The sequence below is a fragment of the Bacillus sp. CHD6a genome, from assembly GCF_001293645.1.
Lineage (GTDB): Bacteria > Bacillota > Bacilli > Bacillales > Bacillaceae_I > Sutcliffiella_A.
Genome location: NZ_LBMD01000002.1, coordinates 28,060 through 53,462 on the forward strand (window position 1 = coordinate 28,060; position 25,403 = coordinate 53,462).

Consider the following 25,403-nt stretch of genomic DNA (forward strand, 5'->3'; position numbering starts at 1 on the left):
AGAATGGGGGACGTTTGCAGTGTTAATGGAAATACGTGAGTGGAAGCACGTTTTTAAATTGGATCCTAATAAAGAGATATCGGACGAAGATTTAGAGCTTGTGTGCGAATCCGGAACTGATGCGATACTAGTAGGCGGTACGGACGGCATCACACTCGATAATGTGCTGAGCCTGATGAGCAGGGTGAGAAGATATTCGTTGCCATGTGCATTGGAGGTATCCACCATAGAATCGGTCACACCAGGATTTGATTACTATTTTATCCCAAGTGTGTTGAACAGTAGAAAGACAGAATGGGTCACAGACCTTCATATAGAGGCACTAAAAGAATACGGCGACATCATGAACTGGGAGGAGATTGTGGCTGAGGGATATTGCATACTGAATGCCGACTGTAAGGCTGCTAAGTTAACGGAAGCCAAAACAGATCTCGACAAAGAAGATGTCATCGCTTATGCAAGACTAGCAGAGAAAATGTTTAATCTGCCTATCTTTTACTTAGAATATAGTGGTACGTACGGGGACGTGGAAATAGTCCAGGCGGCCAAACAAACTCTCGAAAAAACGCAACTGTTTTACGGAGGCGGTATTTCCACAGCTGAACGCGCCAAAGAAATGGCAGCCCACGCCGATACCGTCGTAGTAGGAAACGCCGTATATGAAAATTTAAAAGAAGCGCTGAAGACAGTTGACGCTGTGAAAAATTAGTTTCTAGATATTCTAGCTGTTGATTGGATTACGGGGCGAAGACTCCTCGAAAATGCTACGCATTTTCTTCGTGCGATGTTTCGCTGTCAAAGACTTCCTTGTCCTGAGGGAGATAGCGGTAGGTTGAGATCCCGCAAGGAAGTGAGGAGGCTCAAGCACCACCCCTAGGAAAGCGAAGCCCAGTGCGGAAATCAACAGCGGTGGATGCAAAGATTCTAAAATTAATAGTAATTCACAACACATTTTAGTATGATAGAAAATAAGAACATATGTTTGATTGGACGGTGAAAGAATATGCAATATTTAAGTCAGAGACTTCTTGAAGGGCTGAACCCCATGCAAAAAGAAGCCGTGAAAAAAATGGACGGCCCCTTACTCATCATGGCCGGAGCGGGAAGTGGAAAAACCAAGGTGTTGACGCACCGAATTGCCTACCTGATGGCCGAAAAACAGGTAGCGCCGTGGAATATCCTTGCCATCACCTTTACAAATAAAGCAGCGCGCGAAATGAAAGAGCGTGTGGAAAAGCTGCTCGGACCTGCTGCAGAAGACATTTGGATCTCTACATTCCACTCCATGTGTGTGCGAATCCTGCGCCGTGATATTGACCGCATCGGAATAAACCGCAATTTTACCATTCTTGATACGACCGATCAGTTATCTGTTATTAAGAATATTTTAAAGGACCGCAATATCGATCCGAAAAAATTCGAACCAAGGACCATCCTTGGGACTATCAGCTCTGCTAAAAATGAACTGATGAATCCAGAACAATATGCAAAACAGCCACTTGGGCCATACGAGCAGCAAGTAGCGGAAATCTATACCGACTATCAAAAGAGGTTGAAAAAGAACCAAGCACTTGATTTTGATGATCTGATTATGACGACCATTCATCTCTTTAAACGTGTACCGGAAGTGCTCGAATACTATCAGCGTAAATTCCAATATATCCATGTGGATGAGTATCAAGATACGAACAAAGCACAATATACCTTGGTGAACCTTTTGGCTGACCGCCTTAAAAATCTTTGTGTCGTGGGGGATTCTGATCAGTCCATCTATCGCTGGCGCGGTGCGGATATCGCTAATATCCTTTCTTTTGAAAAAGACTATCCAAACGCGGAAGTCGTGCTGCTTGAGCAAAATTACCGTTCTACCAAACGTATTCTAGAAGCGGCAAACAGAGTGATCGAAAACAATATCGGCCGTAAAAAGAAGAATCTTTGGACGGAAAACGACGAAGGACAAAAAATCATTCATTATCAAGCGGATTCTGAGAAATCGGAAGCACAGTTTGTCGTTGGCAAAATGCGTGAACTGATGAGACAAGACCCAACACGCACGCTTGGAGACTTTGCGATCCTGTACCGTACTAACGCCCAGTCCCGTGTGATGGAGGAAATGCTTCTCATGTCCAACATCAATTACACGATTGTCGGCGGGACCAAGTTCTACGACAGAAAAGAAATTAAGGATATCCTGGCGTATCTTCGTCTTATTGCAAATCCAGACGACGACATCAGTCTGCAGCGAATTGTAAATGTACCAAAACGTGGCATCGGAGCGACAACCGTTGATAAGATCGCCAATTACGCGACACAGCATGATATCTCCATCTTCACAGCACTTGCAGAAGTAGACTTAATCGGCGTCAGCGGCCGTGCTACGTCCCAATTGAAAGAGTTCCGTGCGCTGATTGAAGGCTATGTGCAAATGCAAGAGTACATCTCGGTGACGGAACTAGTGGAAGAGGTTCTAGAAAAGTCAGGTTATCGTGAAATGCTGAAAGCCGACAAAACGATCGAATCCCAAAGCAGACTGGAAAACATCGATGAGTTCCTATCTGTTACGAAGAATTTTGAAGAAAAATATGACGATAAGAGCTTGGTTGCTTTCCTTACAGACCTGGCGCTTGTTGCTGATATTGATAAATTGGACGAGGAAGATCCAGCCCAGCAGGAAGGTGTTATTTTAATGACCCTTCATGCTGCAAAAGGGCTAGAGTTCCCTGTTGTATTCCTAATTGGAATGGAGGAAGGGGTATTTCCTCACAGCCGTTCACTGTTTGAAGAAGCGGAAATGGAAGAGGAACGCCGTCTGGCTTACGTTGGAATCACACGTGCTGAAAACCAACTGTTCATCACAAATGCCCAAATGCGTACGTTATTTGGTCGAACAAACATCAACCCTCCTTCCCGTTTTATCAAAGAAATTCCGGAAGAATTACTAGAAAGTGAAGAAAATAAAGAAGCTGCATCCCGCCAAACGCCATTTGGTGGACGCGGGTCAAGTTTTGGAGGCGGCTCTGCGTCACCATTTGGAGGCAATTCTTCTTCTGGAAGAGCAAGGGCGGCAAGTCCTGCTTCTCAAACCGCACGCCGTACCACTGCACCATCCCGCGGGCTGACTGCAACAGGTGGAGAAAGCTTGGACTGGATGGTAGGAGACAAAGCAGAACATAAAAAATGGGGAGTTGGCACTGTTGTCAGCGTAAAAGGTGACGGCGACAGCAAAGAACTCGACATTGCCTTCCCAAGCCCGACAGGAATCAAACGCCTATTAGCTAAATTTGCCCCTGTGACGAAAGTTCAACAATAGATAAATGAAAACCGCCAATTAAGAAAGGACGACATTGCATGGATAGAGAACAAGCTGAAAAACGGGTTCGCGAGCTGCATGATGTGCTGAACCAATATAACTATGAATATCATGTACTGGACAAACCGTCCGTTTCAGATGCCGAATATGACTCTCTTTTACAAGAGCTATTAACGCTAGAAAAGGAGCATCCAGAACTGCAAACGGAGGACTCTCCGACTCAGCGTGTGGGTGGGAATATTCTTGAGATGTTCAACAAGGTCGAGCACCGTACGCCGATGCTCAGCCTTGGCAATGCCTTTAATGAAGACGATTTGCGTGATTTCGATCGCAGAGTCAAGCAGGCTGTCGGCGATGATGTGACCTATGTATGTGAGTTGAAAATTGACGGTCTGGCTGTGTCGCTGCGCTATGAAGACGGGTTGTTTGTTCTTGGGGCGACTCGTGGAGATGGGACCACTGGTGAGGACATCACCATGAATCTCAAAACGATTAAATCTATCCCCTTGCGTTTAAAAGAACCGGTGACCATGGAGGTTCGCGGAGAAGCATACATGCCGAAGAACTCTTTTGAAAAGCTAAATGCAGCAAAAATGGAGCGCGAAGAAGAACCATTTGCCAACCCGCGTAACGCGGCGGCAGGTTCCCTTCGTCAGCTTGATCCAAAAATCGCTGCATCCCGTAACTTGTCCGTGTACGTTTACAGTCTTGCAGACGCTGGAGAAGCCGGTGTGGATTCCCACAGCGAGGGATTAGATTACCTAGATAAGCTCGGCTTTAAAACAAATACGGAGCGAAAAGTGTGCAACTCGATTGAAGAAGTTTTGGAATATGTCACAGCTTGGCACACAAAACGCCCGGATCTATCGTATGATATAGACGGTATCGTTATTAAAGTGGATAACACCGAGCATCAAGAACAGCTTGGTTTTACGGCCAAAAGTCCAAGATGGGCGATTGCGTACAAGTTCCCTGCAGAAGAAGTCACGACTAAGCTTCTTGATATCGAACTGAATATCGGGCGAACAGGTGTGGTGACACCAACAGCGATCCTTGAACCTGTACGTGTAGCAGGGACGACGGTCCAAAGAGCTTCCTTACATAATGAAGACCTCATCCGTGAAAAGGACATCAAGCTCGGTGATACCGTCATCGTCAAAAAAGCTGGGGATATCATCCCGGAAGTGGTAAATGTACTTGTAGAGCAGAGAACTGGTGAAGAACGTGATTTCACCATGCCGACACACTGTCCAGAATGTGAAAGCGAGCTTGTACGGATTGAAGGGGAAGTGGCGCTGCGCTGCATTAACCCAAAATGTCCGGCACAGATTCGTGAGGGATTAATCCACTTTGTATCCCGTAACGCTATGAATATTGATGGTCTTGGTGAAAAGGTCATTGCTCAACTTTTCCGAGAGAACTTGATTGAAGACGTGGCCGATCTTTATACATTAACAAAAGAACAGCTTCTTGAGCTGGAGCGGATGGGTGAGAAGTCTGCGGATAATCTGATTTCTGCAATAGAAAAAACGAAAGACAACTCGTTGGAGCGTCTTTTGTTTGGACTTGGTATCCGTTTGGTTGGCGCGAAAGCAGCCAAAACTTTGGCACAAGAATTCGAACATATGGACCGATTGGCTAGTTTGACGAAAGAAGAACTGACCGCGATTCACGAAATTGGTGACAAGATGGCCGATTCTATTGTGACTTATTTTGAACAGCCGGAAGTAGAAGAATTGCTTTCTGAGTTAAAAGAACTTGGTGTAAACATGCAATATAAAGGTCCTAAGCCAGTAAGCGCGGAAGATGTGGATTCATATTTTGCAGGAAAAACGATTGTTCTTACAGGAAAGCTGGAAGAATTGTCACGTAATGATGCGAAAGCAGCCATTGAACAGCTGGGCGGAAAAGTAACCGGAAGCGTCAGCAAAAACACGCACTTAGTTATTGCTGGAGAAGATGCCGGCTCAAAGCTTACAAAAGCCCAGGAACTTGGAATAGAAGTTTGGAATGAAGCACAAATGCTCGAGGAAATACAATCATAAGAGGTGTTGGAAGTGAAAAGTTTTTTGTCGTTGCTCCTTGTTGTTTCTCTTTTTGCCACCGGATGCGTGCCTGGCTTCGAGAAGCAGGAAGAAGTGGTACAAGATCCAGCGCAGCAGGAAAACACGGAACAAGCCATTGTTCCCAGATATAAAATATCAGATGACTTTTATCAAACCATTCTTCCTTATAAGCCCGGGGAAACCCGCGGCCAAATCGCCCCGCGCCTAAACAGTCGGGTCGATGTGGAGGAGTTAGAAACCGGATTGATGCGGATGTCGCAGGAGGTATTCCCCTCCGACAGCTATTTGTATCAGGAAGGGCAGTATATAAAGAGGAATACAATTAGAAGCTGGTTGGGACGAGTAGACAAGGACGATAAGGATGCTACTGGATTGAATCCCCCGTTGATTCGAGGAGTCGATACGGAAGACACTAACGAAAAAAGTCCAATCTATCTTGCACATGTTCAGGAACAAAACTATCTTGTCCGTAAGGGAGAAGATCAGGTGGAACTTGGCGGGGTTTCCATTGGTATTGCCTTAAACTCTGTCCATTATTATAACCTGACGGATGAAGAAGGTGGCTATCCGAGGGAGTATATAATACCTGATGATAAACTCGAAGCTGAAGGAAAGAAAATAGCGGAAGAAGTTATCAGAAGAGTACGCGGGATGGAAGGACTGGAGAATGTTCCAATCATTATTGGTTTGTATAAACAAAGTCCTGCGAATTCCGTTGTCCCAGGAAGCTTTATCGCGAAAGCAAAAGTCGCATCAGGCGATAATTCCGTTGGTAAATGGGAAGAAATAAAAGAAGAATATCACCTTTTCCCAAATAGTGATACTACGGAATTATATCGTGATGACGCAGTCCGATTTGAGAATTTTAAGCTGGATATTGACGACTATTTTCCAAACCATACAGGTGTGATTGGAAAAGGCTATTACCGTGACGGGGAACTCCAACAGCTCTCGATTGAAGTGAATATGGAGTTTAACGGAAAAGCCGAATTGATTGGTTTTACACAATATGTAACAGGACTTGTGGTTGAACACTTCCCGAACTATATCAATCTACAAGTATCCATTTCTTCCATCAGTGGAGAGGAAGCGTTGATTGTAAGGGATGCAGGATCGGAAAAACCGTTTGTTCATATCTATTAATCTTTGGCGACCTACTATTCTTTATGGATAGTGGGTTTTTTTGTGGAGTAAATGGATTGATGATGATTGATTGTAACTCTTTATGTGGTTATTGTGACTTTTTCAGAGGTTATTGTAACTATTCTTGTGGTTATTGTGACTTTTCCAGAGGTTATTGTAACTATTCTTGTAGTTATTGTAACTTTTTCAAAGGTTATTGTGACTTTTGCAAAAAAGTGCGCAAAGACTCACTTGCCCCATGTCTAATGCATCATTCCAATGCCTCCAAATTTTTCTTCATATAAGAAAATAAACAATATTTGAAAGACTAGTAATGATAGGGTAGAATGAGAATTGTATGCAAGCGCTTTAGAATGCAAAGGAGGGCGAATGTAATGGTATTACCTTACAAACATGAACCATTTACTGATTTCACTAATGAGGAAAACAAACAAGCTTATCTTGAAGGCTTGAAACTAGTGGACTCTTATTTAGGACAAGATTATGACTTAATTATTGGTGGAGAGCGTGTTACGACGGAAGATAAAATCGTATCCGTGAACCCTGCAAATAAAGAAGAGGTTATTGGTCGTGTGTCTAAGGCAGATCGTGACTTGGCTGAGAAGGCAATGCAAGTTGCAGACGAAACGTTCAAAACGTGGCGTAAAGTGAAGCCAGAAGTAAGAGCAGACATCTTGTTCCGTGCGGCAGCAATCATTCGCCGTCGTAAGCACGAATTCTCTGCACTTTTAACAAAAGAAGCAGGAAAGCCTTGGAATGAAGCAGATGCAGATACTGCAGAAGCAATTGATTTCCTTGAGTACTATGCGCGTCAAATGCTTAAACTAAAAGACGGTATGCCTGTAGAGAGCCGCGTTGGCGAATACAACCGTTATAACTATATCCCATTAGGTGTAGGTGTCATCATCTCTCCTTGGAACTTCCCGTTTGCAATCATGGCTGGTACTGCCGTAGCAGCAATTGTAACGGGTAACACTGTATTATTGAAGCCTGCATCTACAACTCCGGTTGTTGCAGCTAAGTTTGTAGAAGTAATGGAAGAGGCTGGCCTTCCTGCTGGCGTACTTAACTTCGTACCTGGTAGTGGAGCGGAAGTAGGGGATTATCTAGTAGACCACCCACGCACTCGCTTCATCTCGTTCACTGGATCTCGTGACGTTGGTCTACGAATCTATGAGCGTGCTTCTAAAGTGAACCCTGGCCAAATCTGGCTGAAGCGTGTTATCGCTGAAATGGGTGGAAAAGATACGATTGTGGTAGACAGCGAGGGAGATCTTGAGTTGGCAGCACAATCCATCGTAAAATCTGCATTCGGATTCTCCGGTCAAAAATGTTCTGCGTGCTCCCGTGCGGTAATCGTGGAAGATGTGTATGACCAAGTATTAAACCGTGCAGTGGAATTAACGAAAGAATTGACAGTTGGCGACCCAACAGAGAACCACTACATGGGACCTGTTATCGACCAAGCTGCATTTGATAAAGTAATGAAATATGTTGGAATTGGTAAAGAAGAAGGACGTATTCTTGCAGGTGGAGAAGGAGACGACTCCAAAGGATTCTTCGTTCAGCCGACAATTGTTGCTGATGTGGATCCGGAAGCTCGCCTGATGAAAGAGGAAATCTTCGGGCCGGTTGTAGCATTTGCAAAAGCAAAAGACTACAATCATGCGCTTGAGATTGCCAACAACACAGAATACGGCTTGACTGGAGCGGTTATCACAAACAACCGCGACAAAATTGAGCAAGCTCGTGAAGACTTCCACGTAGGTAACCTTTACTTTAACCGTGGATGCACAGGTGCAATCGTTGGATACCAACCATTTGGCGGATTCAACATGTCTGGAACAGACTCCAAAGCGGGCGGTCCTGACTACCTATTGCTTCACTTACAAGCAAAAACAACTTCTGAAACTCTGTAAAAGTTATAAATAGAAGGAAGCTGATGCCTAGTTGGGTGTCAGCTTCTTTTTTTAGCTTGAAGGAGCCTTGTTACATGGGAGCACACTATATATCTTAAACTTAGCTGAGTTGGACATGTAATAAGGTAAATTTGGCATTATCTCTGCCTGCTTCTTTATGAACGCAAAATGCTCAGTTGGAAATCTACCCAGAATAAACACTTTATTGTTACTTTTTTACATATTTTTGCCGCGAACATTTCATACTAACTTATGTGTTCAAATTTAGTAAGGAAAAGGAGACGTAAAATGAAGAAATTCCTTAGTATTTTAGCAGTGGCACTGTTTGTATTAGGTGGAATGAGCAACATGGTTGCAGCAAAGGCAGGACATAAAGAAGATGCCCAAGTTCGTATTTTGCATGCATCCCCTGACGCTCCAGCGGTAGACATCTACGTAGATGGAAATCTGGCCGTTGAGGGTGCAAAATTTAAAGATGCTACAGACTACTTAATGCTCCCGGCAGGTCCACACAAAGTAGAAGTTTTCCCAGCAGGTAAGAAAGACCAGGCAGTTATTGCTCAACAACTTGAAGTGGAAGGCGGAAAGGCATATACAGTAGCAGCCGTCGATAAGCTTGCAAACCTTGAATTAATTGCGGTAGAGGACACAAGAAAAGCACCTACAGGGAAAGCATTAACTCGCGTAGGCCATCTTTCTCCAGATGCACCAACAGTGGAAGTTGGAGTCATTAAAGGAGACACTGTATTCAGTGATTTATCTTTCAAAGACTTTTCCACTTATCAAGAACTTGAGCCAGGAACGTACGATCTTGAAATCAGAACTCCGGATGGAAAACAGGTCTTAGATCTCTCCGGAACAAAACTTGATAAAGATACCGTGTACAGTGTTCTTGCAGTAAACACAGCTGACAATTTAGAAGTACTTGTGTTGGTGGATAGCAAGTAAGCAATCAAATTAAGTTGTTCCAGAGAGTCCAAACAACATCTGTTTTTCGTTGTAAAAGTAGCAAGTGAATAACCAATGTAAAAAATACAGAGAGATTGGGACATCCCAAGCTCTCTGTTTTTTTAGTTTAAAACCATATAGTTGAACTTGAAAAAATTTTATCAGCATAGTTATTTTCAAACAAACGTTTGTTTAACAAATTTTCTTTATTATGAGCCGCAACCGGTTCAAGAAAAAATACGAAATTAACTTTTCAAATAGCTATTTCCATAAAATAAAAAGAGAACCCACTGATGGGTTCTCTTTGCAGACTGTCGACAAACTATAAACTAGTTAGGTTATCTGTTGGAAGAGTTGATCTCCGTTGCAGGAGCTTCGCTTTCCGCGGGCAGTCCGGAAGCCTCCTCGGGCTACGCCCTGCGGGGTCTTCCATGTCCTTTCCTCCCGCAGGAGTCTTCGCTCCTTCCACTGCGATCAACTAGAGAATTTCACTATTTTTAGCTTTGTCTACACACTGAAAAGAGAACCCACTGATGGGTTCTCTTTGGTAAACAACCGTTACTCTTTATTTTGTTCTGTTTCCATTGTTTCTTCCATTTCCGTAAAGCCTTCACGTACTTTTTTACGTGGGAAGTTTGTAAGATAACTTACGACAATTACGGCAATTGTACTTAGGATGAATCCTGGTATGATTTCATATAAGAAAGCGGTTAGCGGTTCGCCGTTAATGGTGAATGGACCATAGATCCATATTAGTACGGTAATGGTACCCACTAGCATACCTGCAAGCGCACCCCAACGGTTCATTCGTTTCCAGTAAAGACTTAGGATGACAACTGGACCAAATGCTGCACCAAATCCTGCCCACGCGTTTCCAACCAGGTTAAGGATGGTATCGTTTGGTGTTAGGGATAGTGCTATCGCTACTAGTGCAACGATAAGAACGGAAATACGTCCAATCAAAACAAGTTCTTTATCAGATGCTTCACGGCGTAAGAACGTTTTATAAAAGTCTTCTGTCAGCGCACTGGATGTAACAAGTAGCTGAGAAGAAATGGTACTCATGATCGCAGCTAAGATTGCTGCAAGTAGGAATCCACTAATTAATGGGTGGAACAAGAATTGGGAGAACACAATAAAGATTGTTTCTGCATCGGCCAATTCCATTCCTGTACGGTTCACATAGGCAATCCCTACAAGTCCTGTAGCCATCGCACCAATGATGGAAACGATCATCCAGCTCATTCCGATACGACGAGCAGCTTTGAAGTCACGAATGGACTTGATTGCCATAAATCGAACGATGATATGCGGCTGTCCAAAGTAACCTAATCCCCAAGCAAGTAAAGAAATGATTCCAAGGACGGTTGTTCCTTTAAAGAAATCAAGGTAAGTTGGGTCGATGGAACGTACTTCATCAAGTGTTACTCCAACACCGCCTAAATCAGTAAATGCAACGATTGGCACTAATACCAGAGCAAGAAGCATGATGACACCTTGCACAAAGTCAGTTAAACTAACTGCCAAGAATCCTCCGAACAATGTGTAAGCTACTACCACACCAGCTGTTACGAATAAACCAGTTTTGTAGTCTAATCCAAATGCACTATCAAATAGTGTACCACCAGAAACTAAACCAGAGGAGGTGTAGAGAGTGAAGAAAATGATTATAACGATCGCTGATACGAAGCGTAAAATACGAGTTCCATCATAAAAACGGTTCTCAAAGAAATCTGGGATGGTAATGGAGTCATTCGCAGTTTCGGTATAAACCCTTAAACGAGGTGCAACGACCAGATAGTTAACATATGCTCCAATTGTAAGACCGATGGCAATCCACATACTCGATACACCGGTTGCATACATGGCACCCGGTAGACCCATAAGCATCCAACCACTCATATCAGATGCCCCTGCAGATAATGCTGTTACTCCAGGTCCTAATTGACGACCACCAAGCATATAGCCTGAAATATCGTCTGTAGATGTCTTATAGGCATATAAACCTATTCCTAGCATGACAATAAAATAAAGTGCTAGGGAAATAAATACTCCTGTGTCCACAATATCAACTCCTGAATTATCTTTAATTTAGTTTGTACATTAGCAATTCCGGCGCCCCAAATTGCTCTCATAACGGTTACGAGTATTTAAGCTAACAAAGTATTTCCCTTTATTCAAGCGATTGAAACCTTTTTCAATAGGAAGAAAATCACGCTACCCCTTGATACAATGGGCATACTTCCCAATCGAAAAGAAATTAAAGTAAAACTATTCAGAATTATGAAACATGTAATATTGCTGTAATATTCCTACCCCTATTCCCCGTCACTCCTCCCAGAATGCCCACTTATTTTCCCCTCAAAAAACACGAAACATACCATATACAAAAAACCTTTTGTGAGCGGGGGAGAGGAAGAGGTTCTTTAGTGCTCTAACGCATTGAGGGTCAGACCCCTCTTTACTCCGCTAAAGAAAAATCATCCCAATATCCCGTGAGAATTGCTTGTGGGGGTTAAAGTTTAGTATGATAGGGGTATTGTGTAAGTTCGATTTTTTGTGGAGGTGATAGAGGATGTCACGTATTTCGGAGGATCAGGTGAAGCATGTGGCGCATTTGGCCCGTCTTGCGATCAGCGAGGATGAGGCAGTTATGTTCACAAGTCAATTAGATGCAATTATTTCGTTCGCGGAAAAGCTGAATGAATTAGATACAGAAAATGTTCAACCAACTTCTCATGTTCTACATATGAAGAATGTCATGAGGGAAGATGTTGCGAAGGATGGTCTGCCGGTGGATGAGGTGCTGAAGAATGCGCCAGATCACAAAAACGGCCAGATTCGCGTACCAAGTATTATGGAATAGGAAAGAGTAAGGAGGGAACCCCATGTCATTGTTTGATAAAAAGCTATCGGAATTACATAGCCTTTTACATAAAAAAGAAATCAGCGTATCTGACCTTGTGGATACATCGTACAAACGCATCAACGAAGTCGATGATAAAGTACAAGCATTCCTGACACTGGATGAAGAGAATGCCCGTAAATATGCAAAAGTACTCGACCAAGCGTTAGGACTAGAAAAAGAACATGGCCTATTATTTGGCCTTCCGATTGGAATAAAGGACAATATCGTCACAAAAGGGATCCGCACGACAGCTGCGAGTAAAATACTTGGTGACTTCAATCCAATCTACAATGCAACCGTGGTAGAAAAGCTTAACCAAGCAGAATCCGTCACTATCGGTAAAATTAATATGGACGAGTTTGCCATGGGATCTTCCAATGAAAACTCTGCCTTTGCTGCAACGAAAAACCCTTGGGACCTTGAACGTGTTCCTGGTGGATCAAGCGGTGGTTCCGCAGCAGCTGTTGCAGCAGGGGAAGTATTTTTCTCCCTGGGCTCTGATACAGGTGGATCCATTCGTCAACCGGCAGCATTCTGTGGTGTAGTCGGCTTGAAACCTACCTATGGACGCGTTTCCCGTTACGGTTTGATTGCTTTCGCATCATCCCTTGACCAGATTGGACCAATTACGCGCACGGTAGAAGACAATGCCTACCTTTTACAAGCAATATCTGGACTGGACCCTATGGATTCAACATCTGCAAACGCCGACGTTCCGGACTTCCTTTCCAGCCTGACTGGTGATATTAAAGGGCTAAAAATCGGTGTGCCAAAAGAATATCTGGCAGAAGGCGTTAGCGAAGAGGTACGCCAATCTGTTAAAGATGCACTAAAAGTCTTAGAAGGACTTGGCGCAACATGGGATGAAGTTTCCCTCCCACATTCCCAATATGCGCTGGCAACTTACTACTTATTGTCTTCTTCGGAAGCATCAGCAAATCTTGCCCGTTTTGACGGCGTTCGCTACGGCTACCGCACAGACAATGCGAAGAACCTTATCGACATGTATAAGCAGACGCGGAGTGAAGGTTTCGGACCTGAAGTGAAGCGCCGTATTATGCTTGGAACATACGCACTGAGCGCAGGCCACTATGATGCTTATTATGTAAAAGCACAAAAGGTTCGCACCTTGATCAAGCAGGATTTTGAAGACGTTTTTGAAAAATATGATGTCATCATTGGACCTACAACGCCGACTCCTGCATTTAAAGTGGGCGAAAACACGAAGGATCCACTTACGATGTATGCAAATGATATCCTAACCATTCCAGTCAACCTTGCCGGTGTACCAGGAATCTCCGTACCAGCAGGCTTTGTAGACGGACTGCCGGTAGGCTTGCAAATCATCGGAAATCACTTTGACGAGAGTGCTATTTACCGTGTAGCCCATGCGTTTGAGCAGGCAACCGACCATCATAAAAAGAAGCCACAGCTGTAAGGGGTGAAAAATAGACATGAACTTTGAAACGATTATTGGACTTGAAGTACACGTAGAATTAAAAACAAAATCCAAAATTTTCTCGGCAAGTCCGAACGAATTCGGCGCAGACCCGAACTCCAACACAAGTGTTGTTGAACTTGGCTATCCGGGAACCTTGCCTGTCCTAAACAAACAGGCGGTGGAATACGCCATGAAGGCTGCAATGGCCCTGAACTGTGAAGTCGCAACCGACACCAAATTCGACCGTAAAAACTACTTTTATCCGGACAACCCGAAGGCTTATCAGATCTCTCAACATGACAAACCAATCGGCGAAAACGGCTGGATTGATATCGAAGTGAACGGAGAGAAAAAGCGCATAGGTATCACGCGCCTTCACTTGGAAGAAGATGCAGGAAAGTTGATGCATACAGGCGACGGCTATTCCCTTGTTGACTATAACCGCCAAGGAACACCGCTTGTGGAAATCGTATCAGAACCGGATATCCGCACACCTGAGGAAGCTTATGCCTACCTGGAAAAATTAAAGTCTATCATCCAATATACGGGCGTTTCGGATTGTAAAATGGAAGAAGGATCTTTGCGCTGTGATGCAAACATTTCCCTTCGTCCAATCGGTCAAAAGGAATTCGGTACGAAAGCGGAACTGAAAAACCTGAACTCCTTCAACTTTGTCCAAAAGGGATTGGAGCATGAAGTCGTACGCCAAGAACAAGTTCTTTTATCTGGCGGAGTGATCGAACAGGAAACACGCCGTTATGACGAAGCGACGAAGAAGACGATTCTAATGCGTGTAAAAGAGGGATCCGATGACTACCGTTACTTCCCGGAGCCAGATCTTGTCGCACTATATATCGATGATGATTGGAAAGAGCGCGTTCGCGCAGACATCCCTACTCTTCCAGACGAGCGCAAAAAGCGTTACGTCGAAGAGCTTGGACTTCCTGCATATGACGCTCAAGTGCTAACCATCACAAAAGAAATGTCCGATTTTTTTGACGGAACAGTTGAAGCGGGTGCAGACGCGAAGCTTGCTTCGAACTGGCTGATGGGCGAGGTTTCTGCTTACCTGAATGCTGAAAGCAAAGAGCTTAGTGATACAGCATTGACGTCAGAAGGACTTGCAGGTATGATCAAACTCCTTGAAAAGGGCACGATTTCTTCTAAAATTGCCAAGAAAGTTTTCAAAGAACTAATTGAAAACGGCGGCGATGCAGAGAAAATTGTAAAAGAAAAAGGCCTTGTTCAAATTTCAGACGAAGGCACCCTTCGTAAAATGGTTGGCGAAACCTTGGATGCAAACCCGAAATCAATCCAGGATTATAAAGAAGGAACAGAACGTGCCATCGGCTTCCTTGTTGGCCAGATTATGAAAGCTTCCAAAGGCCAGGCAAACCCGCAACTAGTGAACAAGATTTTGATTGAGGAAATTAAGAAGCGATAATGGTGATAAGGAAAACCCCAACGTAGGATGTTGGGGTTTTTTTATGTGAGGGCAGTTGTGGGGGAGGTGTGTCGAATGGCATTGATCTGGCCTGAATTGGCTAATAAAACGTAAAAGTGGACAATAAATCTTAAATTTGGACAATAAATTTCCAAAGTAGACGATAGATAAATGTAAAAGCCCCCATTTCCCCAAACTTCTAAAGCTCCCCAAGCACCTCTGCAAAGGTCAACTCCTAACAAAAAAAGAGCGCCAAATGCGCTCCACCTTACCCCTTCCCTTTAAAACTCCCGCACATCTCCCAAATATTCCTCCAACGTAATCCCCTTTGCATAAATCTCTCCAGCAATATCCACGCCAACATATCTGAAATGCCATGGCTCAAACGCGTAACCCGTAATATTTGTTTTTCCTTTCGGATAGCGCAAGATAAATCCATAATGGTGGGCATTTTCCGCAAGCCACTTGCCCTCAGTTGTCCCCTCAAGTGCTTCCACTAACTCAAGCCCCACACTCTTTGCGGTAATATCCATCGCAAGTCCAGTCTGATGTTCGCTTGTTCCAGGCAGCGCCACATAGAGGACCGCCTGCTCATATCCGAATGTGGCTACTTCATTTTTAAAAATAGCTGCCTGTGTTTCATAAGAACGGAAGCCAGACCGAGCATAAAGTTCGATCCCTTCTCCCTTTGCAACATTGAACATGACCTCAAGCGACTCAGCCGCCTCTGCGCGCAGCTTGGAACGGTCGCTGTTTTCATCACCAAAAGAAAATGGTACATTTGGCTTCATTAAATCCGGAGGACGATACCCTTCCGGCAGCGACCAAAACTTATTAACCATCACATTCATCGCACTTGGATTGGCCACAACAGGTATTGCTTCAGGTTCTGATACCTCCTCAGCTTCATCCGGCGGAGCTGGTTCTTCTACAGGAGGCGCTTCTTCCGGATCTTCCGGAGCGACAACCACCTCACTACCGTCCTCGTCTTTTTCAAAAAAATCCTCCCATGCCGCATCTTCCACCACTGTCACTACCGGCAATGGCGACTTGCCGGCATGAGGACTCCCTAACAATGGTTTCTCTTCTTCTAATAAACTATCAAAACTGCTGCAACCCGCCAGCAACCCCAATCCCAACGTACAAATAATACCTTTTTTTAGCATAAGCAATAGTTTTCCCCTTTTATATGGTTTATGATGAAATAGGTAAAAGTTTGTAAATTCCTACTATTATTTTACACCTAACATCGCCCTAGAAAAAGGTAGAAAAATAGAAATGTTTTTGAAACCTTTAGGAGAAATTACCCGTATATAATAGCGGAAGGAAATTTTGGAAGATAGATTAGGGTTCATAGGAATTGCCTTCAATACAACAGGAAAGGAAACGATGGCTTATGACGTTGTTTGGATTGGACATGATGACGCTCTACTTTTGGTGCCTCATCATCTTTGGCGGCTTGACGCTGATCTACGTTTTACTGTCTGATGTGGTAGACGGGATATTTGATGTGTTACCTATTGATCCAGCTCTTATCTTTTCATTTTTTACCGTGTTTGGAGCAACAGGCTATCTAGTTGAAAAATATTCGCCGCTATCAGGATTGCTGGTGTTGGCCATTGCCACCGTCCTCGCACTTCTATTAGTCATACTGCTTCACATTTTTGTTTTTGTACCAATCAAGTCCGCCGATTCCTCTCTCGGTTACACAGACGATGACTTAAAAGGAAAGCTTGCACGAGTTATCATCTCGGTACCGAAAGATGGGTTTGGGGAAGTGGTACTAAGCATCGGGGGAAGCACCGTTTCACGTTCTGCACAGAGCTTTGAAAACGAGGAAATCCCTTATGATACGGAAGTCCTGATCATTGATGTCCAAACCGGAGTGGTTTCTGTCACTCCATACGAAAAGGTTTTAGAAAACTATAATAAATAGGGGGAAAAGAAAATGGGTGAAATGTTTATCATTATAGGTGCCGTCGTTGCGTTAATTTTCGTACTGATTGTCGTGTTCATCGCGCGCTACAAAACAGTCGGTCCAGATGAAGCCTTAATCATCACAGGTAGCTACCTGGGCGGGAAAAATGTCCACACGGATGAAGCCGGAAATAAAATTAAGATTGTTCGAGGTGGCGGAGCGTTCATCGTACCGGTATTTCAACAATCTGAGCCATTAAGTTTACTATCTATTAAACTAGATGTAAAAACACCAGAAGTATACACAGAGCAAGGTGTACCTGTGATGGCAGATGGTACCGCGATTATCAAAATTGGCAACTCGATCGGCGACATTGCTACAGCGGCCGAGCAATTTTTAGGAAAAAGAAAAGAGGACCTGGAAAACGAAGCACGTGAAGTATTGGAAGGTCACCTTCGTTCTATCCTAGGTTCCATGACAGTAGAAGAAATCTATAAAAATCGTGAAAAGTTCTCCCAAGAAGTTCAACGTGTGGCATCTCAGGATTTAGCGAAAATGGGATTGATCATCGTATCCTTCACGATTCGTGATATCCGCGACAGCAACGGTTACTTAGAATCTCTTGGTAAACCACGTATCGCGCAAGTAAAGCGTGACGCAGACATTGCAACTGCAGAGGCAGATAAAGAAACGCGTATCAAGCGTGCGGAAGCAGCAAAAGACGCACAGCGCGCGGAGCTTGAGCGTGCGACGGAAATTGCGGAAGCGGAAAAAACCAACCAAATGAAGGTTGCGGAATACCGCCGCGAGCAAGACATCGCAAAAGCCCGTGCCGACCAAGCGTACCACCTCGAGGAAGCGCGTGCGAAGCAAGAAGTAACTGAGCAACAGATGCAAATCAAAATCATCGAGCGTCAAAAGCAAATTGAGCTTGAGGAAAAAGAGATTTTGCGTCGTGAGCGTCAATACGATTCCGAAGTTAAGAAAAAAGCAGATGCAGACCGTTACTCAGTTGAGCAGGCTGCAGCAGCCGATAAAGCAAAACAAATGGCAGAAGCCGATGCAAACAAATACCGCATTGAAGCAATGGCCAAAGCAGAAGCAGAAAAAGTCCGTATCGACGGTCTTGCTATTGCTGATGCACAAAGGGCGCAAGGGGAATCTGAAGCAGAAGTTATCCGTCTGAAAGGTCTTGCTGAAGCAGAAGCGAAAGAGAAGATTGCAGAAGCATTCGAACAGTTCGGTCAAGCGGCTATCCTCGACATGATCATCAAGATGCTTCCTGAATATGCGAAGCAAGTTGCAGCTCCACTTGGCAACATCGATAAGATCACGGTTGTGGACACTGGCGGAAGCGGTGAAAATGGCGGCGCCAACAAAGTGACTGGCTACGCAACCAACCTGATGTCCACTCTTCAAGAATCTCTGAAGGCGTCATCTGGAATTGATGTAAAAGAACTGATTGAAAATTTCTCCGGCAAAGGGAACGTGCGTCACAGCATCGACAGCCTGACGAACGAAATCGCTACTTCTAAAAAGAGCGAAGAGAAGAAGACAGAAGAGTAATAGAGAGCTTGGTGCCCCCACCTGCAGCTGCTACTTTTGAGAAGTGGCGGTGCGGTTGGGGGTTTTGTATTGGTGAGATGTCAACCGCATTTCTCGAAATTTTCATTTTAATTGCATATCCACACCCGAATAGGCTAATATGTTATCAGTAGTGGGTTATAGGTTCACTACTTAGTGGTATTGGTAAAAATATAACTAACTTATATAAAACATACAGAATAGACAACACATAGATATAAAAGAGGGCTTAGTTAAATATACGTATAGGATGATGGGAAAATGAAACGAGCTAGGGTAATATACAATCCAACATCTGGTCGTGAGCTGTTCAAAAAGCATCTGCCAGAAGTGTTGGTTCGATTAGAGAAAGCGGGCTATGAAACATCCTGCCATGCAACAACAGGTCATGGAGATGCGACAGAGGCTGCTAGGCTTGCTGTAAAACGCAGATACGACCTTGTGGTGGCGGCTGGCGGAGACGGAACAATCAATGAAGTGGTTAACGGGTTGGCAGAACAGGATTACCGCCCACAGCTTGGCATTATTCCAGTCGGAACGACCAACGACTTTGCCAGAGCACTGGATCTGCCACGGGATGACATTTTAGGTTGTGTCGATGTTATTGCAGAAGGCGTTCCAATGCCAGTGGATATTGGAAAAGCAAATGATCAGTACTTCATGAATATTGCCGGTGGCGGAAAAATGACCGAGCTTTCCTATGAAGTGCCAATTAAAATGAAAACATTGCTTGGCCAGCTTGCCTATTATCTAAAAGGAATTGAGATGCTTCCATCTATTCGCCCGACCAACGTAACGATTGAATACGACGGAAAAATCTTTGAAGGTGAAATCATGCTGTTCTTAGTCTCCTTATCCAATTCCGTAGGCGGTTTCGAAAAGCTTGCGCCAGATTCCTGCATGAACGACGGCATGTTTGACCTAATCATTCTAAAAAAGGCAAATATTGCAGACTTCATCCGTATTGCTTCCATGGCACTGCGCGGTGATCATGTGAAAGATGATTTAGTTATTTACACAAAGGCAAACAGGGTAAAAGTAAACACGCAAGAGAAAATGCAACTAAATCTAGACGGCGAGTACGGTGGCCTGCTTCCAGGCGAATTCGTCAACCTTTACCGTCACCTAGAAGTGCTCGTAACAGAAAAGCGCAAGAAAATCGAAATGGCAAAGTGCGAATAGAAATAAGCAGCGGAGAGTGAAGCCGCTGCTTATTTTTTTTGAAATCTTTCCAATAGGAAACACGCATCATTTTTATTTTATTGCAACACATGGAAGGAAAAATATGCTAATGTTGAGTAAAATGGGAATGCCCAACTGGAGGGGTTAGGAGTGGTTAGTATAAAGAAAAATAGGTGTGAGGCAATTATTTCAATAGTTGGCTTTACGAGAAAACAATGTGGGGTTAGTGTTAAGTGGCTAGCCGTTTTGTGTTGCCTCACCATTGTATTAACCGGCTGTAACATGTTCGCTCAAACTGAAACAGATCCTGAATTCACCATTACCTCGACTTCCGTTGGCATGGGTGGAAATGAGTATGAAACCGTTCAATATGTCCGCTACTCCATGATTCTTACCTATAATGATAAGTTGAAAATAGTAAAAGATACAGTAGAACCCTTACTTGCCGGATGGTTAGAGGAGCGTATGCTCGACCATGAAATTGAGATGGCAGAGGAAATAGGCGACGGACAATTTAAGCTGGAAGGGAAAGTTACGTTTGATCCGGAAGAGTTAACAAAAGTGGAATTGGAGAATCTTGAAAGACAAGAAGAGACCATCCAAGGCGTTCTTTTCGAAACAACCTCAGGCGATTCCTATCAAGCGGTCATGATAGATGGTGAAACTAAGCTAAAAAAAATCGGGGAATAATGCACCTGACTAGGACCAACTTCCCAAAAATAAAAAATCTAAAAAAACAGTCAATATCTTTGTTGACAATTCATATAAGTATGGTAGGATTAATTTTAACAAAAAACACAACTTAAACGACGCTTATCTAGAGCGGCTGAGGGACTGGCCCGTTGAAGCCCGGCAACCTGCGAACAGCAAGGTGCCAATTCCAGCAAAATGGATATCCATTTTGGAAGATAAGGTGCAGCATACAGACAATGCGCCTTTTCCATCATGGGAGAGGCGTTTTTTGTCTGTTTCACTCCAATAGATTTCCGTTCCGGGTTCGCATTCCGCGGGGCGGTGCTTAAGCCTCCTCACAACGCTTCAGGGGTCTTAAGGCAACCGCTACCTCCCGCCGGAGTCTCACACCCTGCACTACAATCTATCGGGGTTAACGGTATCTTTTTTAAATTTTTGTAAAACGAAATGGAGGCGAACCAACTGGCACAGTCGGAATGGGAAGAAGTTGTTACCCACTTGGAAAGAATGCTGCAATCAATCAAATTTGGATCTATCACCCTAGTCGTACAGGATGGAAAAGTCATTCAGATAGAAAAAAATGAGAAGGTTCGCCTTCAGAAAAAATAAATTTCAATTAAAAATGAATTCAGCTGTTGATTGGAGTACAGGCACAGACTCCATCGGGAGGTAGCGCTTAGGGGAGACCCCGCAGGCTTACCGAGGAGGTTCCACAAGCCCCCGAGGAAAGCGAAGCCGGTACGGAAATCAACAGCGTGTTTTACAGAAATCAACAATAAATACTCGCTGACCAGACAAACTGGAGGCGGTCTTTTTACATCATGCTTGGCTTGGATCAACCAGCCGGCACATGTAAAAGGGCTGCCTTTTTTCATTGGAAAGAAAGGAGCAATAACAGCATGAAACAGAAAATAACGTATGAAAACTGGAAAGAAACCTCATCCACCTTCGCAGTTGATGATGACTCAAAAGGGGCAACCGTGGTGTTGGAATGGTCCTTTGGAACTTATGAATCCGAAGAAATCATCTATGCCTCAAGCTTTGGGGCAGAGGCAGTGGTTTTAATCGACCTCATTCATAAAGTAAAGCCCGATGCGCACATTGTATTTTTAGATACCGATCTGCATTTTCCAGAAACCTATCAGGTCATTGAGCAGATAAAAAATAGATATCCAACACTGCAAATTGAAAAAAGAAAACCGGCGCTCACTTTGGACCAGCAAGCGGAGACACATGGCACCGCCCTTTGGAAAAGGGACCCCGGCAAATGCTGCCAAATTCGAAAGGTCGAACCATTAAAAGAAGCACTCACGCCAAAAAAGGCATGGATATCTGGGCTAAGAAGGGAGCAGTCACCAACGAGAGCCAGTACAAATTTTCTCAACCGAGACGAGAAATTCCAAAACATAAAAATCTGCCCGCTCATTCATTGGACATGGGAGGACGTGTGGGACTATATCCGGAACCGGGGACTTCCCTATAACGAGCTTCATGATCAAGGGTATCCGAGCATCGGCTGCTTTCCCTGTACTCAGGCAGTCGGCACAGACGGTGATTCCAGAGCTGGCCGGTGGGCGGGGAGCGGGAAGACGGAGTGCGGCCTGCATACAAACTAAGGTTGTCTGTGAAGTGAAGGAGGAAAAAGCATGTTAGTGACAATAGCCGTTATCGTTGGTCTATTTTTCGCCATGAATATTGGGGCGAGCGGTGCGGCGGCATCCATGGGCATTGCGTATGGATCAGGAGTGGTCAAAAGGAATGTGGCCTTAGTGCTATGTGGAATTGCGGTGTTCTTTGGGGCATGGCTTGGCGGTGGAGAGGTCGTCAAGACAATGGGCAGTGGCATTGTCCCACAGAATACCTTTACGGTAGCCATTGCACTGATTGTGATTGCATCAGCGGCCCTGTCTTTATTTTTAGCAAATGTATTCGGCATCCCGCTTTCCACCAGTGAAGTGACGGTCGGTTCGGTCGTTGGCGCGGGGATTGTCTATCAATCTGTGTTTGTCGGAAAGCTCGCCTGGATTGTTTCATTCTGGCTGCTGACCCCGGTTCTGGCATTTTTATTAGCAATCGGGGCGACCTGGGTGCTGAAAAATAAAGTCATAGATCGTTGGGTAAAGTCCTCAAGGGCGGTTCGGGTTTTGTCGGTGCTGGTTGTCGTGATGGGAGTGTTCGAGGCATTCTCAGCTGGCATGAATAATGTCGCAAATGCCGTGGGACCGCTTGTCGGTGCAGGCATCATGAGCACTGGACAGGGAATTCTCTGGGGAGGACTATTTGTGGCTTTTGGCGCGATATTGCTTGGTCAGCGCGTCATGGAAACAAACGGCAAGAAGATTACAAAGCTGCGCCTGGAGGAAGGGTGCGTGATTTCGGGGACAGGGGCAGGGATTGTGACAGTCGCTTCTGTGTTTGGTATACCAGTCCCCCTCACTCAAATTACAACGTCGTCGATTATTGGGATTGGCTTTGTAAAGCAGGGCCGGTCTGTTTTGAAAAAAGACATTGTCGTGCAGCTTCTGGTTGTGTGGGTGGTATCGCCGGTCTTATCAATGGTGCTTTCCTACACGCTGATTCAGCTGTTGATTGAGCAGAATGTCTATCCGGTGATTGCGATGATTGGTGTGCTGGTTTCCGTGTTTGGAGTGAAGTTTTTGATGCAGCGGACGGGGGGAGCTGGATCTGGATCTGGAGCAGCGGCGGTTTCGGGAGGGAGTAAGGAGTGATTAAGGATTTGGCGTGCGCGAAGAGGTGTGTGGCTGTAGAAAATGGTGGCGCAAGGAGCAAATGTCCGAAGTGTTGCCGAAAGTGGCCGAAAATTTTCAAAAGTTGACCGAAGTTTCGCTAAAAGTGACCGAAGATTTCGTCAAATTGACCGAACCAATTTTCCAAATGACCGAACCCCCGGTTAAAAGTGGCCGAACCTTTCAAACAGTTGACCGAACACTATCTAAAATAGCAGTGAACTTGTCCAACATGCCGGAAATTTGACCGAACGATTTTAAATCATTAAAAACCCATAGATTTTCAACCAAATTCCACAAAAAGAGAGGTAAACAATCAATGACCTTACCAAAACCACATGGCGGCACGCTTGTGCAAGCCTACCAACCAAACTATGAAACAACAAAACTTACAAAAGAAATCGAAATAGATGCTATCGCCCTAAGCGATCTAGAACTCATCGGAGTCGGGCTCTTCAGTCCGCTCACAGGGTTCCTCACTAAAACCGACTACGAATCTGTCGTCGAAAACCTTCGACTGGCAAACGGCACCGTTTGGTCTGTCCCGGTCACACTGCCGGTCACAAAGGAAGTGGCAAGCAGCTTACAACAAGGAGTTACTTATAAGCTGACCCACCAACAAACCACATATGGAGTCATGACCGTTTCCGAATGGTATGAGCCAGACCTCCAAAAAGAGGCCCGAGAAGTCTATAAAACAGAAGAACTTGCACACCCCGGAGTCAAACGCCTATTCGAAAGGGGCGAGATTTACGTAGCGGGGGAAGTAACTCTCATAAAAAAACCAAACAAAGGAGTAGCCCAAGACGTCTGGCTGGAGCCCAAACAAACACGTCAACTTTTCGAGCAAAAAGGTTGGAAAACGGTCGTCGGCTTTCAAACGAGAAATCCTGTCCACCGTGCTCATGAATACATTCAAAAAGCAGCATTGGAAACGGTAGATGGACTTTTCCTCAACCCACTCGTAGGCGAAACAAAATCGGACGATATTCCTGCGGATGTCAGGCTTAAAAGCTATCGTGTGCTCCTAGAAAACTACTACCCAACAGACCGTGTCCAGCTGGCGGTTTACCCGGCGGCCATGCGCTATGCAGGTCCAAGGGAAGCCATTTTTCACGCTATTGCCAGAAAGAATTTCGGCTGCACCCATTTTATTGTCGGGCGGGATCACGCGGGAGTTGGCGACTATTACGGTACTTATGATGCGCAGCACATTTTCCATCAGTTCACTGAGGAAGAGCTTGGCATCAAGCCATTATTTTTTGAGCATAGTTTTTATTGCAATAAATGCGAGGGCATGGCATCGGATAAAACGTGTCCACATCCATCAAAAGACAGGGTTATATTATCTGGCACGAAGGTGAGGGAGCTGCTTAGAGCAGGGGAGCTTCCGCCGTCCACCTTCAGTCGAAAAGAGGTCATCGAGGTCTTGATTGATGGACTAAAACAAGAGAAAACAGCTGCCGTATAAAGGGGGAAATGAAAAATGAGTTCTAAAGCCACCAACATCACCTGGCACGAACAGACCATCACAAAAGAGGAGCGCCGGGCACAGAACGGGCATGGGAGTTGTGTCCTCTGGTTCACGGGCCTATCGGGATCTGGTAAATCGACCATTGCAAATGCAGTATCCACAGAATTATATCGCCAAAGCATTAACGAGTATGTGTTGGACGGTGACAATGTCCGTCATGGTCTTAACAAAGATTTAGGATTTTCTGATGCGGACCGCAACGAAAATATTCGTCGCATCGGGGAAGTGGCAAAGCTTTTCGTCGACAGCGGCAAGATTGTGACGACTGCATTCATCTCTCCCTTTCAAGCAGACCGGGACCAGGTGAGAAAACTGTTTGAAAAGGGAGAGTTCATAGAAGTATTTGTGGACTGCCCGATAGAGGAATGTGAAAAAAGAGATCCGAAACAACTGTACGCGAAGGCGAGACGCGGGGAAATCAAGGATTTTACCGGCATTGATTCACCGTACGAAAAGCCACCAGAAGCAGAAATCACTATTGCATCAGGCAAAAAGACCGTAGAAGAAGCAGTCAGCACGATACTCCATTACTTAAGAAATCAAAAAATTATTTAAAAGGGGGTTCC

The 25,403-nt window shown here is 44.6% G+C and carries 21 protein-coding genes and 1 riboswitch; of the genes, 19 read left to right on the forward strand and 2 right to left on the reverse strand.

The genetic code is table 11. From position 1 onward, the window contains the following. Positions 1-25 precede the first annotated feature (25 nt). The 6 genes from AAV98_RS02760 (at position 26) to AAV98_RS02785 (ending at position 9,386) form a co-directional block, all read left to right on the forward strand. Positions 26-709, forward strand: a complete 684-nt coding sequence (locus AAV98_RS02760; RefSeq protein WP_060664373.1) for a heptaprenylglyceryl phosphate synthase — start codon at positions 26-28, stop codon at positions 707-709. Positions 710-1,003: 294 nt separating this feature from the next. After that, positions 1,004-3,310: a DNA helicase PcrA gene (gene pcrA / locus AAV98_RS02765; RefSeq protein WP_060664038.1), complete on the forward strand. Its 2,307-nt coding sequence runs from the start codon at positions 1,004-1,006 to the stop codon at positions 3,308-3,310. 38 nt (positions 3,311-3,348) lie between these two features. Next, entirely contained in the window at positions 3,349-5,355 is a 2,007-nt protein-coding gene (ligA, locus tag AAV98_RS02770) for an NAD-dependent DNA ligase LigA (RefSeq protein ID WP_060664039.1), read from the forward strand. Between the two features lie 12 nt (positions 5,356-5,367). Further along, positions 5,368-6,519 (forward strand): CamS family sex pheromone protein, encoded by a 1,152-nt coding sequence (locus tag AAV98_RS02775; RefSeq protein WP_060664040.1) that lies wholly within the window; start codon positions 5,368-5,370, stop codon positions 6,517-6,519. Positions 6,520-6,893: 374 nt separating this feature from the next. Beyond that, on the forward strand, positions 6,894-8,438 hold the full coding sequence (gene pruA / locus AAV98_RS02780; RefSeq protein ID WP_060664041.1) for an L-glutamate gamma-semialdehyde dehydrogenase: 1,545 nt from the start codon (positions 6,894-6,896) through the stop codon (positions 8,436-8,438). A 288-nt stretch (positions 8,439-8,726) separates the two neighbouring features. Further along, entirely contained in the window at positions 8,727-9,386 is a 660-nt protein-coding gene (locus tag AAV98_RS02785) for a DUF4397 domain-containing protein (protein ID WP_060664042.1), read from the forward strand. A gap of 558 nt (positions 9,387-9,944) precedes the next feature. Here AAV98_RS02785 and putP read toward each other — a convergent pair. After that, positions 9,945-11,450, reverse strand: a complete 1,506-nt coding sequence (gene putP, locus AAV98_RS02790) for a sodium/proline symporter PutP (RefSeq protein ID WP_060664043.1) — start codon at positions 11,448-11,450, stop codon at positions 9,945-9,947. A 511-nt stretch (positions 11,451-11,961) separates the two neighbouring features. Between putP and gatC the strand changes: the two genes are divergently transcribed. The 3 genes from gatC to gatB are packed head-to-tail and all read left to right on the forward strand — an operon-like array spanning position 11,962 to position 15,179. Then, a complete protein-coding gene (gene gatC, locus AAV98_RS02795) occupies positions 11,962-12,252 on the forward strand; it encodes an Asp-tRNA(Asn)/Glu-tRNA(Gln) amidotransferase subunit GatC (protein ID WP_060664044.1) in 291 nt (96 codons plus the stop codon). A gap of 22 nt (positions 12,253-12,274) precedes the next feature. Next, on the forward strand, positions 12,275-13,732 hold the full coding sequence (gene gatA / locus AAV98_RS02800) for an Asp-tRNA(Asn)/Glu-tRNA(Gln) amidotransferase subunit GatA (protein ID WP_060664045.1): 1,458 nt from the start codon (positions 12,275-12,277) through the stop codon (positions 13,730-13,732). 16 nt (positions 13,733-13,748) lie between these two features. After that, entirely contained in the window at positions 13,749-15,179 is a 1,431-nt protein-coding gene (gene gatB, locus AAV98_RS02805; protein ID WP_060664046.1) for an Asp-tRNA(Asn)/Glu-tRNA(Gln) amidotransferase subunit GatB, read from the forward strand. Between the two features lie 281 nt (positions 15,180-15,460). On the opposite strand, the gene AAV98_RS02810 is transcribed toward gatB, so the two are convergent. Then, positions 15,461-16,345 carry a M15 family metallopeptidase gene (locus AAV98_RS02810; RefSeq protein WP_156317577.1) on the reverse strand — a complete coding sequence of 295 codons (885 nt, stop codon included), beginning with the start codon at positions 16,343-16,345 and terminating at the stop codon, positions 15,461-15,463. Between the two features lie 230 nt (positions 16,346-16,575). Between AAV98_RS02810 and AAV98_RS02815 the strand changes: the two genes are divergently transcribed. The 10 genes from AAV98_RS02815 to cysC all read left to right on the forward strand — a co-directional run bounded on the left by AAV98_RS02815 (position 16,576) and on the right by cysC (position 25,392). Continuing rightward, positions 16,576-17,115 carry a hypothetical protein gene (locus AAV98_RS02815; RefSeq protein WP_060664048.1) on the forward strand — a complete coding sequence of 180 codons (540 nt, stop codon included), beginning with the start codon at positions 16,576-16,578 and terminating at the stop codon, positions 17,113-17,115. A gap of 12 nt (positions 17,116-17,127) precedes the next feature. Continuing rightward, positions 17,128-18,663: a flotillin family protein gene (locus AAV98_RS02820; RefSeq protein WP_156317580.1), complete on the forward strand. Its 1,536-nt coding sequence runs from the start codon at positions 17,128-17,130 to the stop codon at positions 18,661-18,663. A 279-nt stretch (positions 18,664-18,942) separates the two neighbouring features. After that, positions 18,943-19,863, forward strand: a complete 921-nt coding sequence (locus AAV98_RS02825; protein ID WP_060664049.1) for a diacylglycerol kinase — start codon at positions 18,943-18,945, stop codon at positions 19,861-19,863. Positions 19,864-20,013: 150 nt separating this feature from the next. Then, on the forward strand, positions 20,014-20,553 hold the full coding sequence (locus tag AAV98_RS02830; RefSeq protein ID WP_060664050.1) for a hypothetical protein: 540 nt from the start codon (positions 20,014-20,016) through the stop codon (positions 20,551-20,553). Between the two features lie 120 nt (positions 20,554-20,673). Further along, a riboswitch (SAM riboswitch) is annotated at positions 20,674-20,778 on the forward strand. Positions 20,779-21,003: 225 nt separating this feature from the next. Continuing rightward, on the forward strand, positions 21,004-21,165 hold the full coding sequence (locus AAV98_RS19830) for a YezD family protein (protein ID WP_082380749.1): 162 nt from the start codon (positions 21,004-21,006) through the stop codon (positions 21,163-21,165). 290 nt (positions 21,166-21,455) lie between these two features. Next, positions 21,456-22,172: a phosphoadenylyl-sulfate reductase gene (locus AAV98_RS02835; protein ID WP_060664375.1), complete on the forward strand. Its 717-nt coding sequence runs from the start codon at positions 21,456-21,458 to the stop codon at positions 22,170-22,172. A gap of 30 nt (positions 22,173-22,202) precedes the next feature. Continuing rightward, positions 22,203-23,285 (forward strand): inorganic phosphate transporter, encoded by a 1,083-nt coding sequence (locus tag AAV98_RS02840; protein WP_060664051.1) that lies wholly within the window; start codon positions 22,203-22,205, stop codon positions 23,283-23,285. 61 nt (positions 23,286-23,346) lie between these two features. Beyond that, a complete protein-coding gene (locus AAV98_RS02845) occupies positions 23,347-23,550 on the forward strand; it encodes a hypothetical protein (protein ID WP_060664052.1) in 204 nt (67 codons plus the stop codon). Positions 23,551-23,622: 72 nt separating this feature from the next. Further along, positions 23,623-24,774, forward strand: coding sequence for a sulfate adenylyltransferase (gene sat / locus AAV98_RS02850; protein ID WP_060664053.1), 1,152 nt, complete (start codon positions 23,623-23,625; stop codon positions 24,772-24,774). A 15-nt stretch (positions 24,775-24,789) separates the two neighbouring features. Continuing rightward, complete coding sequence (gene cysC / locus AAV98_RS02855; RefSeq protein ID WP_060664054.1) at positions 24,790-25,392, forward strand: adenylyl-sulfate kinase; 603 nt, start codon at positions 24,790-24,792, stop codon at positions 25,390-25,392. Positions 25,393-25,403 lie beyond the last annotated feature (11 nt).